This window comes from Okeania sp. KiyG1 (genome assembly GCF_014132355.1).
Classification (GTDB): Bacteria; Cyanobacteriota; Cyanobacteriia; order Cyanobacteriales; family Microcoleaceae; genus Okeania.
The window spans coordinates 34171-49777 of sequence record NZ_BLZO01000005.1; the positions used below are offsets into that span (position 1 = coordinate 34171).

Annotated in this window: 9 protein-coding genes and 1 pseudogene; 4 read left to right on the forward strand and 6 right to left on the reverse strand. The window is 36.2% G+C overall.

Annotation, left to right across the window (positions count from 1 at the left end):
• Positions 1-75: 75 nt before the first annotated feature.
• Complete coding sequence (locus SAGCYANO_RS00380) at positions 76-1263, forward strand: M20 family metallopeptidase (RefSeq protein ID WP_202218276.1); 1188 nt, start codon at positions 76-78, stop codon at positions 1261-1263.
• Positions 1264-2207: 944 nt separating this feature from the next.
• A complete protein-coding gene (locus tag SAGCYANO_RS00385; protein ID WP_202218277.1) occupies positions 2208-3119 on the forward strand; it encodes an Hpt domain-containing protein in 912 nt (303 codons plus the stop codon).
• Between the two features lie 233 nt (positions 3120-3352).
• On the opposite strand, the gene SAGCYANO_RS00390 is transcribed toward SAGCYANO_RS00385, so the two are convergent.
• Complete coding sequence (locus SAGCYANO_RS00390) at positions 3353-4003, reverse strand: hypothetical protein (protein WP_202218278.1); 651 nt, start codon at positions 4001-4003, stop codon at positions 3353-3355.
• A gap of 742 nt (positions 4004-4745) precedes the next feature.
• Between SAGCYANO_RS00390 and SAGCYANO_RS00395 the strand changes: the two genes are divergently transcribed.
• Positions 4746-4997, forward strand: coding sequence for a hypothetical protein (locus tag SAGCYANO_RS00395; protein WP_202218279.1), 252 nt, complete (start codon positions 4746-4748; stop codon positions 4995-4997).
• 31 nt (positions 4998-5028) lie between these two features.
• On the opposite strand, the gene SAGCYANO_RS00400 is transcribed toward SAGCYANO_RS00395, so the two are convergent.
• From SAGCYANO_RS00400 to SAGCYANO_RS00415, 4 genes are all read right to left on the reverse strand, one after another.
• A complete protein-coding gene (locus SAGCYANO_RS00400) occupies positions 5029-6666 on the reverse strand; it encodes a CocE/NonD family hydrolase (RefSeq protein WP_202218280.1) in 1638 nt (545 codons plus the stop codon).
• A gap of 732 nt (positions 6667-7398) precedes the next feature.
• Positions 7399-7842, reverse strand: coding sequence for a cupin domain-containing protein (locus tag SAGCYANO_RS00405; RefSeq protein WP_202218281.1), 444 nt, complete (start codon positions 7840-7842; stop codon positions 7399-7401).
• A 597-nt stretch (positions 7843-8439) separates the two neighbouring features.
• Entirely contained in the window at positions 8440-9210 is a 771-nt protein-coding gene (locus tag SAGCYANO_RS00410) for a cysteine hydrolase family protein (protein WP_202218282.1), read from the reverse strand.
• A gap of 662 nt (positions 9211-9872) precedes the next feature.
• Positions 9873-11570, reverse strand: a complete 1698-nt coding sequence (locus SAGCYANO_RS00415) for a TrkA family potassium uptake protein (RefSeq protein WP_202218283.1) — start codon at positions 11568-11570, stop codon at positions 9873-9875.
• Between the two features lie 878 nt (positions 11571-12448).
• Here SAGCYANO_RS00415 and thiL point away from each other — a divergent pair.
• A pseudogene (gene thiL, locus SAGCYANO_RS00420) lies at positions 12449-13473 on the forward strand (thiamine-phosphate kinase).
• Between the two features lie 57 nt (positions 13474-13530).
• Here thiL and SAGCYANO_RS00425 read toward each other — a convergent pair.
• Entirely contained in the window at positions 13531-14550 is a 1020-nt protein-coding gene (locus tag SAGCYANO_RS00425; protein ID WP_202218284.1) for a type I glyceraldehyde-3-phosphate dehydrogenase, read from the reverse strand.
• Positions 14551-15607 lie beyond the last annotated feature (1057 nt).

The following is a 15607-nucleotide window of genomic DNA, read 5'->3' on the forward strand; positions in this document are numbered from 1 at the left end:
CAGGATAATTCCCCTTTGTTATCATCATTTAATGTGCTTTAGATAGACTCAATACTACACAAATATAAATTATCTATGTTAACCAAAATTAAAGATTTAGCAGCTACCCTCGCCCCCCGTATGATTGAAATTCGTCGTCATATTCACTCTCACCCAGAATTAAGTGGCCAAGAATACCAAACGGCTGCTTATGTTGCAGGTGTGTTATCTTCCTGTGGTCTCCATGTACGAGAGTCTATAGGTAAAACTGGCGTTCTGGGAGAACTCAAAGTTAATAATAATAATCAATGGTTGGCTATTCGTACCGATATGGATGCTTTACCAATTAAAGAATGTACTAATTTAGATTTTGCCTCCCGTAATGCTGGCATTATGCACGCCTGCGGTCATGATGTCCATACAACTGTAGGACTAGGAGCGGCAATGGTATTATCTGAATTGGGAGAACCCTTACCAGGTAACGTTCGGTTTCTGTTTCAACCAGCAGAGGAAATTGCCCAAGGTGCAAGTTGGATGATTGAAGATGGGGCACTTGAGGATGTACAGGGAATTTTAGGAGTCCATGTCTACCCAACTATTCCAGCAGGTTCTGTGGGTATTCGTCACGGGGTACTCACTGCTGCTGCTGATGATTTAGAATTGACAATTATTGGGGAGTCTGGTCATGGTGCCCGTCCCCATGAAGCTATAGATGCAATTTGGATCGCTTCCCAGGTAATTACTAATTTACAGCAGGCCATTAGTAGGACTCATAATCCTTTAAGACCTGTAGTGTTAACAATTGGTAAGATTAGTGGCGGACGAGCGCCAAATGTGATATCCGACCAAGTAAAAATGTGGGGAACTGTACGATCGCTTCATCCAGATACCCATAAAGTTTTATCTGCATGGATTGAAAATATTGTGGCTAATATTTGTCATACTTATGGCGCTAAGTATGAACTAAATTATCGTCAGGGAGTACCATCTGTGCAAAATGACCCAGCATTGACTCAGTTGGTTGAGTCAGTTTCTTTGGAAGCTTGGGGCAGCGATCGGGTTCGTATTTTATCTGAGCCTTCCCTCGGTGCGGAAGACTTTTCTATGTATTTGAAGAAAGTTCCAGGTATGATGTTTCGTTTAGGAGTGGGACACAAAGACAAACCTAATTATCCTCTACATCATCCTCAGTTTGAGGTTGATGAATCTGCGATTGTTACTTGTGTGGTTACTTTGGCTTATGCTGCCTATAAATATTGGCATAATCGTCATTTAGGCCATTAAGGTTCAGAAGGAAGAAGGAAGAAGGAAGAAATTACAAAGTCAAAAGTCAAAAGTTAAAAGTTAAAAGTTAAAAGGAAGAAGGAAGAAGGAAGAGGGAAGAAATTACAAAGTCAAAAGTCAAAAGTTAAAAGTTAAAAGTTAAAAGGAAGAAGGAAGAAGGAAGAGGGAAGAAATTACAAAGTCAAAAGTCAAAAGTTAAAAGTTAAAAGTTAAAAGTCAAAAGGAAGAAGGAAGAGGGAAGAAATTACAAAGTCAAAAGTCAAAAGTTAAAAGTTAAAAGTTAAAAGTCAAAAGGAAGAAGGAAGAGGGAAGAAATTACAAAGTCAAAAGTCAAAAGTTAAAAGTTAAAAGTCAAAAGGAAGAAGGAAGAGGGAAGAAGGAAGAAGGAAAAATGTTGTGTTGTCTGAGTTTTAAGCCTTTGATCTGTACTAATACCATTTCGGAAGAGTAATGCTATATTTTACCATCTCTCCTACTCCCCTACTCCCCTACTCCCCTACTCCTCATTTCCTCATGACAAAGATTTGACGTAATGTAGGGCACAAAAATCAAAGGGGTTTCCTGACGGAATGCTCCGCAAATGGAAATTTGTGCAGTCAGCATTGCCTCAAAGGAATGCTGCGCAAACAGGGAAAGTTTGATAGCTCAAACCGAGAGAAATGCAGTTGAAAAGGGAATTTTAAATCTTCTTAAATTATCCTACCTGTAAAAGCCAGGGATTTCAACCCAAGCTTATAACTGACAGCTAGTTAACATTAAATTATCTCCTAACTCTCAGTCAAAAAAGGATTAAAATATATATCGTTAATTACTTTAATATACTTTTATAGATCCAGTTATTAATGCTAAAATAGAAGTAGTAACTTCAAGTAAATGGAGTTTTCTACTAAACTCCTTTTTTCTTACTTAATTAGTTAATAATTGTAATTTTTAGGAGAAATATTATGTCATCAGAACAAGACGATCGGATTAAACAATTATTTATATTAGAAGCAGAAGAACATTTAGTTACCCTAGAAAATGGGTTGGTAGATTTGAAGTCTACAATGTCAGATTCTGAAGCTATTAATGATATGTTTAGAGCAGCTCATTCTGTAAAAGGTGGGGCTGCTATGTTAGGAATGCACAGCGTACAAAAGGTAGCTCACCGTTTAGAAGATTGTTTCAAAATCATACGCGAAAATCCTGTTGATATTGACCAAACAGTAGAGTCTCAATTTTTAAAAGGGTATGATACTCTCAAAGAGTTAGTAGAACGTCTACAAAGTCCCTATGGTTTGAGGGAAGAAGAGGGACAAGAAATTGTTGATAGTGCTTTGCCTATATTTTCAGAATTAGAAACTAATTTGAATACTTTAGCAAGTGGTGGTACTGTTTCTCAATCTACTAATGGGAAGACAATATCTAAATCTAATTTTGCTCAACAAGTTAAAAGTAAGTTAAAAGAGATGTTAGAGGTGTTTAAACAGGCTGACTCTCCTGAATCTAGAAAACAGCTTACAGAGATTTGTAATGGTTTGTTGAAGTTGGATGAAAATACAGAAATTTGGAAGAGTTTAGTTACATATTCTCGACAGGCGATCGCTAGTTCTAAGTTGTCTTATCAAATTCTAGCTCCTGTAATTATTAAAGAACTTAATCAAGCAGGTGAGTTGATCCAAGCAGGAAAAGTACAGGAAATAGTGGCGAGTCAAGACCTTAAGGAAATAGCAAAAGCTTCTGAACAGAAAAAAGTAACTTTGCCAAAAGAACCTAAAGAGTTAGTGAAATTAATTATTAAAAGTTTTAATCATAAGCAACTCGAAGCGATCGCTCGATTATTAGTTAAGCACGTTAAGTCGTCAAGAAATAATTGAAAGAGGGAACAGGGGTAATAATTAATAATTAATAATTAATAATTAATAATTAGGGTTTGCTGATTAAATATCAAAGCATTGACTGATATTTATTTTAGCATTTTTTTGTCTAAAAAAGTGGCAGCTTTTCAGATCAAAGAGCTGCATAAAGCTAGTATTTTGGATTGTTGAAAAGATGTCTAATTTAGATTCAATCTGGTCTTTCATATTACAATTGGTTGTAGTTTGAGTTCTCATCCACCTCTTCCTTCTTCCTTCTTCCTTCTTCCTTCTTCCTTCTTCCTTCTTCTTTCTGCAATACTTTCCTCAAGTTTATGCAAAGCATGATTAACTTTTTCTTCTAACTTTTGAAACTGATGTTGTCGTAGGTCGCTCCACTCTGGCAATTTATTAATAAACTGCTGTAAATCAATAATCACACTTGTTAAATCATTAATTTGCTGTAATTCCGGTCGCTGTTTAAACTGCTGAGAAATCATTTCTAGCTCTTTTTGTAACAGTTTAATAGTTTGCTCCTGAATATCAAATCGATTAGACAAACTTTTCATAGTTTCCAGCAAAGGCTTAATATCGATATTCTCCTGATTATCCTCTAAGTTTTTAGCAGTAGATTCAAAAAAAGCTATACTATTTTGTAACTGGGAAATAATTTGGGAAATTGACTCTTGATATTGCTCTAGTTTTCCAGCAGTATCAAATTTAATTACTTTAATTTGTGCTGCCAATTTATGTCGATTAACTAAATTAATTAACAGAGAAATCAAAACACATCCTACTGCATAAATAATTGGTTTATCGAATATATAATTTGCCAAAAATCCGACAACAGAAGCAGTAATAAAAATATATTCAGCAATTTCTAAAAGACTACGACGATAGAACATATTTATATATTTTTTAGTTTACTTCTCACAATTATTATATAGCAGAAGGAAGAAGGAAGAAGGAAGAAGGAAGAAGGAAGAAGGAAGAAGGAAAAGTATTACTTTGTCTGAGTTTTAAACCTTTGAACTGTCCGCGTCCTTTGCTTCGACTGCTATAACTCTTGCTAAATACTTTTGCTAAATACTTTTAATTTTTGACTGCTTTGATATCAATTTCATAAAATATTGCTACATTCATCGAAGAACGAGCAGGGAGTAGGGAATAGCTAATACCATGAATGAAAAAAGAATGTTACGAATAATACAGCGGATTCCACTTTAGTGAGGTATGTCCCTCGCGGGCAAGATGCCCGCACTTGCATTCATTTAATTATTAATATCTGTACTTCATCAGGACTTACGCAAAATATTAAATTATACACCATTTGTAGGGGCAAACTGCTGTTTGCTTCGCATAACTATCGTTAACGCCCCTACTAGATATAGTGGCTGTGCGTAAGTCCTGTTCATATACTTGGAATATTTAGTCCATCCTCTTCTTTTCAAGGAGAGGTAATTGTTAATTCGGGTTTGCTGAAAAAGTCTTTTAGTAGGGGAAGGAGACAGGAGACAGGAGACAACCCACCCCTCGCCCCTCCCCTCCCAGGAGGGGAAGACAGGAGAAATGGGAATTATAGAGGAGGTAGTCGGAAAAATTATAAGACTGATTTTTCTGCCATAATCGTCCCAAAATACTAGCTTTATGCAGCTCAAAAAGCTGAAAAGCTGGCACTTTTTTAGACAAAAAAATGCGGCGTTGGTGAAGCGCGTGTATGATATTAATCCTAATTATTTAGGAGTCAGTCCTCAGGAGTCAGGAGGTTTGAAAGAAGAAGAAACAGTAGTAGAAGAAGAAAGTTTTTTGTTTATGCTCTTATCCAGACAAGATATCATACCTCTTTTCACCAACGCCAAAAATGCTAAAACCAATATCATTCAATGCTTTGATATTTAATCAGCAAGCCCTAATTATTAATTGTTAATTATTAATTATTAATTGTTGAACTTACCTTAGATAAAGAAATTCGTGAAGGATTATTTTTTCCTGAGCTAACAGTTATAGTAATAATTTTTGCGTCAATTAATCGTACTTCTTTTGGTAGCTTATCTATGCCAGGATTAATTAAATACGCAGGAAAACAAGCTGCACTTAAACTCAATCGAATAGTATTACCTTTCTCAATTTTTATACAAGTTGGCTGTAAAGATATTTTCACTGGTAAGTCATTAGAAACAACCTTAATATAACCTTGGGTAAAATTATAAACATTGCCGTTTGATTTAACTTCAGATAACACCGCCGAAAGGTCAAAACTACTGGTATCTGCTGTGCAATAAACTTCTACATAAACATCTCCAGCTATGTGTAAATCTTCTGTTAAAAATTCAGAAGTATAAGTCAAAATATCAGTACGACAATCTAATTCTGAACGTTCAAAAGAACCGGCCGGAAATGTGGCATGACCGCCCAATGCTGGAACGGGTCGCCAAGAGTCATGTACAAATATATCATCAGTAGAAATATCAGGACAATTATCCTTGAGTTTCCCTGAATCTTCTCTCATATTCGCAAGTCCTGTACTAGCTAAATAATAAAACTGATAATTATTACTCGGCCAGGAATCAAAATTACGCCATTCGTTACTTCCCATCTCAAATAAAGAAACAGGCGATCGCTCTAATATTCCTGTATTTATTCCTTTGAGAAATTGGTCAAACCATAATATTTGTAAATCATCTATGGGGTTAGAAGCTACTAAACCATAATTTATAGCTCCTAGTTTTCTTCCCCAAGGAATATGAGACCAAGGACCTACTATTAATTTTTGCAAGAACTTACTACGAGAAAATATTTTTTTATACAAATTAATTGTGCCTCGTAAATAAGTATCAAACCAACCACCAATATGTAACATTGGTAGGTCTATATTTTCTAAATTTGGTGATAGACTTTGCCAATATTCGCCTGGTTGATAATTTTCTAACCATTGATGATAAAAAGAGTCTGGTGCATACTTATTCATCACTTTTGATACAGCCGGACTTGGAGTCGAAAAAGACAAATTTTTAGCAGCTTGATAAAGTTCTTGATAAGCTTCTTCATCTCCTTGTAAACGAGCAGTTTCTGTGGCTAATTGAATTGCCCAACCTAAGTTTGTTTGTAAACAAAATGCTCCTCCTTCATAAGCCCATTCTGAATATAAATTATCAGCAATCATAGCAGGACAAATTGTTTTTAAAGCAGGAAGTTTAGCACTAGCAGCATATAGTTGAGTCATGCCTTGATAAGAAAATCCATACATCCCTATTTTGCCAGTGCTACCTGGTAAATTTGCTGCCCAATTAATAGTATCAATTCCATCTTCAATTTCATGGGCAAATAGTTGAAATTCCCCCTCAGATGTACCTCTACCTCGCACATCTTGAATAATCACAATATAACCATGAGAAGCATACCATTTTGGATGAGCATAGACTACTGTAGAAGCGATCGCTCTGCCATAAGGTTGTCGCATTAATAGGACTGGAAATTTACCCTCTGCATCAGGGCGATAAATATCAGCATCTAGACGTATTCCATCTCTGGTAAATATTGAAGCTGTTTCTTTTGGTAAAACTTTCATTTTTAGGGAATAGGGAGTAGTTCAATTCAGTTATCAGTTATCAGTTATCAGTTATCAGTAGTGGAGTGGCACACCCAAAATGGTGCAATAGTAGGGGCGGGTTCCGCGTTAAGTTAATGGTGTTACCCACGACTGAGTAAACCCGCCCCCGCCCCAGTAATCTAATGCATAAAATTAGCTGTGTCAGTCCAGTAGGGTGCGTTAATGAAATGTAACGCACCATCTAAATTTTAATTTTCTTAGTAATTAACAATTAATAATTGCCTCTCTTGAAAAATAAGAGAATTTAAAAACAATATTTTTATTCCTTTTTATCTTTTATTCCGTAAAGTTTACTGTAGATAAATATAGACAATTAGTAAGTTTCATAATTCTGTGTATCTTCACACACAATTGATATAACGGAGGATAGAAATCAAAATATTTTTGAGTGCTAATTAAGCAGATATAATATAAATTTTTCATTTTAATTTTTGGCAAAAAGGAACAGAAAAAAGAGAATTGGAGAACTGGAATTTTGGGTAATATTTTTCTTCTTTCGTCTTCCTGTTTTATAGTAGAAGGAAAAAGGCGTTTAGTTATCTAGGAGAAAAAAGAAAAAATTTTCACGCTCCGCGTCAATCCTCTTCTTTTCAAGGAGAGGTAATTATTAATTATTAATTATTAATTGTTGAAGTCCCCATCCACTTCTTCCTTCTTCCTTCTTCCTTCTTCCTTCTTCCTTCTTCCTTCTTAAATACAACTTGAGCGAGAAAGAACTTGCATATCTTCTTCATCTAAATCTACTGGTATTCCACTACGAATTAGTTCGGCAAAATCTTCATTGGGCACCATAATACATAAAGCATAAAGACGAGTTAAACCAGTATTTTCTATGACATGAATCCCTGTTGGTGGTACTAAAATACTATCACCAGCACGAATATTAACAGATTTTCCGTCACATATTGCCCTTCCTTCTCCTTTAATAATAAAGAACATTTCTACCGCTAAATTATGTCGATTTGGAGGAGTTTTTCCCCCCACATCAAAAATTTCTAAACATACAGTTAAAGAAGCATTTGCAATGACGGGGTCGAAAATAATTGCTAATCGATTACTATCATGGGGACTAATACGATATGCTTGATAATCTTGAGGAGACTTAAGGACTGGAATCATGCATTGAGTAATCATTTTTTTATAGGTAATAGTGTTAACTTCTTCAGGAAAATATTGATTATTTAGTTTTAGTTTTGCTTAGACACCAGTGATATCATAACTACTCATGTTGGCATGAAAAATTATGGTTTTTATCGGGCAATAAATAAAAGATTTTTGGCAATTTTACTTTTTATTTGAACTAAAAATTTTTTCCTTCTTAGCTTAATATAAATTGTTGAGTTTCGTATCTTTTTAACTCCAGCTATAAAGTGCTATTTTTTGTAACTAATATTTAACTGAACATGAGACTTTTCAGAAAAATATTTATTATCTTTTCTTTTGCGAGTTTAATACCCCACCGTCATTTCAGTTATCAGTTATCAGTTATCAGTTATCAGTACCTCTGCCTAAAGTCAGAGGCTTGAAATATTGAAGTTGATTTTTTTTTCATCCCCTTGTAGAGCGGTAGCTCGCGGCACAGCCAAGGGGAGGCTTGAGACCTGATTTTTTGGTCTACGGCGGTGCTTAAAATTGTTTGGGGTTATAAGACAGGAAGTGGCCGAACGTTGACTATCCATAAGCAATTTTTCCTTCTTCCTTCTTCCTTCTTTCTTCTTCCTTCTTCCTTCTTCAATTAATAGCCTCTAAAATAGCATGAGAATTTGTGACAAACCCAAAACATTGTTTCACATTATAAATAGTAGCTTGCCAACAATATTCAGGAGAAGTAGTAGCAGCGCAGTCCGAAACTAAAATGCAGTCATAACCAAGGAAATTTGCATCTTGTAATGTTGCCATTACACATTGGTCTGCATTCACTCCTGCAAATAACAGAGTTGTTTTGCCAATATTTCGCAGGATGCTATCAAGAGGAGTATCCCAAAACCCACTCATCCTATATTTACTTACACGAATATCTTCTGGTTGTTGCTCTAACTCATCAACAACTGCTGCTGCCCAACTTCCTTCTATAAGTACGGGGGCATTATTTTTTGGCAGTGGGTCTCCTAAACCTATACCTTTACCAGTGGGGTTATACACATGGCGTAACCCGGCACTAATATTCAGTAAGTCGGGACGGTTTCCCCAGTTTAACCAAATTATTGGAACCTTTTGCGATCGCAGTTGTGGTAAAAAATTTATTAGTGGTTGAATGGGAGACCTTGCAGGTGTTACATCTACACCAATATGAGCTAACCAACCATCAGGGTGACAGAAGTCATTTTGCATATCTATAATTAGAATTGCTGTTTTAGCTAAATCTAACTTAATGCTTTTGGTTTCAGTTTTAATGACAATAGGTTGAGCAGGAAGAGGAGGACGAGTAATATCTGCAGTTGTCTCATCAACTGCCCACGCATTGGGTGGTATACCCAGAGTTTCAAGGGAGGAATTCTGCATAACAGCTTACTGGGTGAATTCGTCAATAAAATCACGAACAGCATAGAAAAATTCTCTATACTCTCCCTTATTTTCGTCGATCGTAATATTATTGCTTGTTTTATTTAATAAAATTTTAATTTTCCTATTAATTGTTCGGGTAATTTTTATTTTTAAATGTTTGTATGTTAGATTGAAGGGTTAAAAGCTTTAAACAATAATAATATTTTTGTCACTGCTTATTATTGGGGAAGTCTAAAAATTTAATTTTATACTATAAAATTTATTTAGGGCTTGCTGATTAAATCTCAAAGTATTTATAGATAAAGATTTTAGCCTTTTTAAGTATCAAAAAGTTCGAGGTTTTAAGTGGTAATTGTTCAATTAGGAGCGGATTTTGGTCAAGATTGTTCTGCCATAGTCAGTCCAAAATACTAGCTTTTTGAGCGTTTTCAACTGAAACAGGCGCACTGCAATTCGACCCTAAAAATGCTCAAACCTTTATATATCAATACTTTTATCATTAATCAGCAAGCCCTAATTATTAATTATTAATTATTAATTATTAATTGTTGAACTACTCCCTTGTTGATTATAAAAAGTTTAAAACTCCTGAGTTAAAACCCAGGAGAATAAAAACGACATATTTCCAAAGCTCCCAATATATTTTGTGGAGAATTAAACTATTTAGCAGCATTACTTATTAGTTGTATAGGTGCATTTCTCCAGAGCTGGTCTAGTCTATTAGCTGGCATCGTTAAGTACAAAACATCACCAGAATTCAAGGTCGCATTTAACAATTCCCAACCATGAATTTCTTGACCGTTGCTTTCTATATACAAAGGTACAAAATCAGCACTACTAGCTGCTTGTTGAATAATTTTTCCACAAAAAGGATGCCCCGGTGTAATTAAGGTAGCTAACGCTACCCACAAACTATCTGCCGTAATTCCATTACCAAGAATTCTACCCCCAATAGCTGCTGCTGCAAAAGCAGGGGAAGCTAATTCTGTGGGACTAAGTACAGACTCAAACTCAAAAACTTGTTGTACCATTAGAGCTAAGTGTGGGTCTTGACTTCTCACCACAACTGGCATTTTAGGAACAAGTCCTTTCGCACTCAAAGCAATCTCTAAATTAACAATATCATTACCCGTTACAGCTAAAAGTGCTTCAGCTTTTTCAATATTGGCAACCTCTAGAGTCGTAGATAAACTTGCATCTCCCTCAATCACAGGAATTTTCATAGACCTGGCAGTATTGAGAAATCTACAGCTAGGGTTACGCTCTACCACTACTACTTCATAGCCACTATTAATCAGTTGCTCGGCAATATGTAAACCAATGCCACCAAACCCACAGATAATATAATGCTGTTTTAGTGGTATGCGGGCAGCATCCCAATACTCTTGGAAGCGAGTCCCTAATACAAAATCATTCAGCAGCGCATAACAAATACCAACGATCGCCGTTCCTACAAGCATCATAATCGAAGTAAATACTTTGATACTACCTGGTGCTTGTTCGGCTATTTTTTCATTTCCCCCTGCTCCCGTAATCATCCCAACTGTAAAATATAGAGAATCAACAAAGCTGTTATTCAGATTGATACTAATATAAGTAATAGTGCAGAATAACACAGTTACTAAAAGAGCCAAGTTGAGAACTACTGCTGATTTACTGTGTCGTTGAAATTGCCTGAGTCTGCTAAATACTTTGAATAAGTAATAAACTAAATTTTGTCTGCGAGTTCGCACTTTTGGTTTACTAGAAATAATCAGACGATCTCCTACCCGTAACTCTCGCTCTTCTACTACTGCAGAGACTAAATCTATTGGATTTGCCACTGGTATATAGTAGATCAACATTAGAGAGCGATCATCCCACAAAGAACTCAGTTTACGACCTTTCCAAGGATGATTGTGGCCGATTAATTCTTCTCGCATTGGCCAGGTCTGATTATATATGTGTAGCTGGCCAATAGCATGATTTCCTAAAGCTGCAAAAGCAAATACCGGAGCTGCTAAAGCTGACACACTCATTGTCGTATGGTCGGTTAGAGTGTGGTCTAGGCGATCGCCTAAACTTGTATTAAATAGACGATTAATAATCCGAATTTTCGGATTGAGAATTCTTGCTAACATTAAGACGGCCAAATTAACAGACTCATCTTTCCCTGCTAAAACCAGAGTATGAGCGCTTTGAATGCCTGCTGCTAATAATGTAGATGCTGAACGAAAGTTGCCGACAATAATCTCTGTACCCTCTCCACGGAGTGGGCGATCGCTTATACCTACAACTGTTGCACCCTGCTGTCTTAATAAACGAAATATTTTGTAGCCGGTACGACCCAAGCCACAGACTATTATTCTAGGTTTCATTAGACCGGGAAAGTTATTAAAGTAATATTAAGAAGTCATCTTTTAGTTTTTCCTATAAACTATCATTTATTATTTATGCTAAAAAAATGTAACTTACAACACTGTTTCTTTGCTAATATTGATCTTTAGTTTTTATCAATAGTCATTCTCTTTATTGATTTTTCTTAATTATTTGATACAAAAATTAATGTTTTGAAATTTTGATAAATAATTCAATTTTGACTATATTTTTAGTTAGTTACACAAATCATTCGCTCATCCTAAATCCTAAATATCTAAAGATATTGATTAGTAAATCCTTTTAATGGTCAGGAGGTCATTTCAGTTATCAGTTATCAGTACCTCTGCAATAAGGAGGCTTGACATCAGGAATATTCTTTTTTTATCCCCTTAAAAGGGGAGGCGCATACCCACAATTTCTTGGTAAGTGGTGAAAATTATGACTAATTTACCAATAAAAATTACTGATGATTTAAAGAGTAAGATCGTAGATAATTAGTGAATACATATTCTCCATGTAGCTAAAAAAAGTATTTTTCGAGCAGTAATTATCTAAATATGATCTAAAAACAAATATACATCTCCAAAAATCAAAAATAAAATCAATTCTTATCTATAAATATTTTAATATTTCCCCCTGTTCCCTGTTACTGAATAATTAAAGTTTAAAGCCTCTCCTTTAAAGGAGAAACAAGAAAAATTTTTCATTATTAGTCAATCAATTCCGTTTTCAAAGAGAGGTAATTATTAATTATTAATTGTTGAACTATTCCCTATTTTATGGAAATATCTAATAATTAATAAATTTGAGACTTTCAAAAGTAATTACAGATGTCAGTTTGAGTCAGAAATATAACTTTTGTATAGTATAAATTGCCATGACCGCAGTTAAAGATATTAGCGAACAAGGACTTTTAAAAGTATTACACCGTTTTTGCCCCACAGAAGTTGTTGGAGATGATGCTGCTATTGTGCCAATTAAACCCAACAAATCATTAGTAGTCACAACTGATACACTTGTTGATGGAGTACATTTTAGCGATCGCACCACTTCCCCTGAAGATGTCGGTTGGCGTAGCGCTGCTGCCAATTTATCCGACATCGCAGCAATGGGTGCATTCCCTATTGGTATTACGATCGCTCTTGGTCTGACTGGCGATACTCCCGTTGCTTGGATCGAACAACTTTACCAAGGAATTTCTGAATGTCTACAACCGTACAATACTCCTATAGTCGGTGGAGACATTGTGCGATCGCCTATCCGTACTATCTCAATTACTGCTTTCGGACAAATTGAACCTTCACAAACTATTCTTCGTTCAAATTGTCAACCCCAAAACGCGATCGTTGCTACTGGAGTACATGGAGCATCAAAAGCGGGATTAGAATTATTACTACATCCAGAACTAGGTAAATTTCTCACAGAAGCAGAACGTTCTTCCTTAATTTTAGCTCACCAACGTCCTCGACCAAGGCTCGATATTTTAACAAATTTATGGAATTGCTTATCTTTAAATAGTTCTAATAGTATAGAGAAGAACCAGAACTCGGTCTTAGTAGGAGGAATGGACAGTAGTGATGGGCTAGCAGATGCGATCGTTCAGATGTGTCAAGCATCTCAGGTCGGAGCTAGGATCGATCGCCATCAAATTCCCATTCCTTCTTATTTAACTAAACTCGTCTCACCCGAACAAGCATTAAAGTGGGCACTCTATGGAGGAGAAGATTTCGAGCTAGTTCTGTGTTTGCCTCCAATTTATGGCCAAGAATTAGTAAAAAAATTGGAGTCGGTGCAGCCATCGTGGGTACAACCACAGACGACACCGACATCTTATTAATAGATAGCCAAGAAATTTACCCAAACGAGCAACTTACACTTAACCAAGCATTTCAACATTTTTGAAAAAGTTATTTATCTGGGATTTTAACTCAATTGTCAGACAATCAAAACTCAAACAAACTAAGCAGGCCACTTCTGTGCCACAGTTTCAGCCAAGTCTACAACACGCTGACTATAACCCCATTCATTATCATACCAAGCAATAACCTTCACCATATCACCATCCATAACCATTGTCAGACTAGCATCTACAATAGAAGATGAATCATGACCACGAAAATCACTAGAAACCAAAGGTAGATCGCAGTATTCAATGATACCCTTCATTGGTCCATTAGCAGCTTCTTGTATAACTTCGTTAACTTGTTCAGTAAAAGTATTTTTCTCAACTTGAGCTACAAGGTCTACAACAGAAACATTAGGAGTAGGTACCCGCATAGCAATACCATTTAACTTACCTTTCATTTCTGGAATTACCAGAGCCACTGCTTTAGCTGCACCTGTGGAAGTTGGTACAATATTTACAGCCGCTGCTCTGGCCCGCCGTACATCTCTGTGACTAGCATCCAAAATACGTTGGTCGCCAGTGTAACTATGAGTTGTAGTCATTGTACCTTTAATAATGCCAAAGTTGTCATTTATCACTTTGACCACTGGAGCTAGACAGTTGGTTGTACAACTAGCATTACTGACAATATCGTAATCATCATGCTCATAATCTTGATGGTTAACACCTACCACGAAAGTACCAACTTTTCCACCTTTACCAGGAGCAGTAATTAAAACCTTTTTTGCTCCAGCTTGTAAATGCTTTGAGGCTCCTTCCTCAGTCACAAATACACCTGTAGCCTCAATAATTAGATCGACATTCCAGTCTGCCCATGGTAAATTTAAAGGATTACGGTCAGATACACACTTAATTGTTTTACCATTAACTGTGATGGAATTTTCATCCGTACTAATATCTACACCCTTTAATGTACCCAACATTGAATCGTACCTTAGTAGGTGAGCATTGGTTTTAGGGTCAGAAGTATCATTGATAGCAACAACATCAAGTTGGCTATCTGTACGAGTTAGCCAGCAACGTAAAAAATTTCGTCCAATTCGTCCAAAACCATTTATACCAACTCTAATCACTTTTTACCTCCTAACAACAGCAATAATTATGTATAATTAAAGTTTTTGACAGTTTTACAAACTGAATTAATCCAGTTTTAGTGTTAACTAGCTATCAACTATCAGCATTTCAACTATCAGCTTTTTGACCTTGGGTTTATGCCCCGGCAACTAATGCGCCGGATGGTTGAGTCGGGGTTTAAATCCACGACTAGGGCGTAAAAAAAGTCCTAATGCTGACCGCTGACCTCTGAGTGCTGACTGCTATTTAATTTAGCCAGTCCTGTGCTGCCCCACTGGGTCCTTTTGGTAGTTCAGATATTGATTTCAGCCTTAAACTCTGCCGTACCTTCATCTCAAATCCTAACTTTTTCAGCAGCGATCTGAATTTTAGAAAGGAGAGCTTAAAAGAAAATTAATCTTGACCATCATCATACAGCAAAATGGTAATTTGATAATTTTTTTGTAGGTTCATTACGATCCCTGCCATTGATCGAGTCAGCCATGGCATTAAATTTAAGTTTTTGTTCACAGCTTGTTGTATAAAGGAACCTATATGGATGAAGGTATAGAACTTGTTACTATTTTTGTCAAAAGTCAAAAAAATAAAAGTCAAAAGTCAAAAGTCAAAAGTCAAAATAGAAGGAGAAATTTTTTCTGCTCCACTAATTATCAAAATCATAAGGGTCGCGCAACCCCGCCTTTTAAGGCAATATTTTGGAGAGAAGCTCAAATCCCCTACTTCCCCTCCTGGCTCCCCTCCTGGGAGGGGCGGGAGTGGGTTGGGGAGGGGGCGAGGGATGGGTTAACTTCTGTACGGGCGCCATTCGGCAGCTTGCGTCAGCAAATGGCCATTTGCTTCGCATAACTATCGTTAACGCCCTACTGAATTCTGACTTCTGACTTCGTTAACCAGGGACAGTTTACAGCGGTTTCATTTGGGCAGACCACAGTAGGGACGTTCCATGGAACTTCCTACAAGGTTTGAAATGTGAAGATGTAATTCATCAATGAGCAAAAGCGCAAGTAGTAAAGAAATATAGAAGCTAATAAAAAACTTTTGTTGAATAGTTTTATA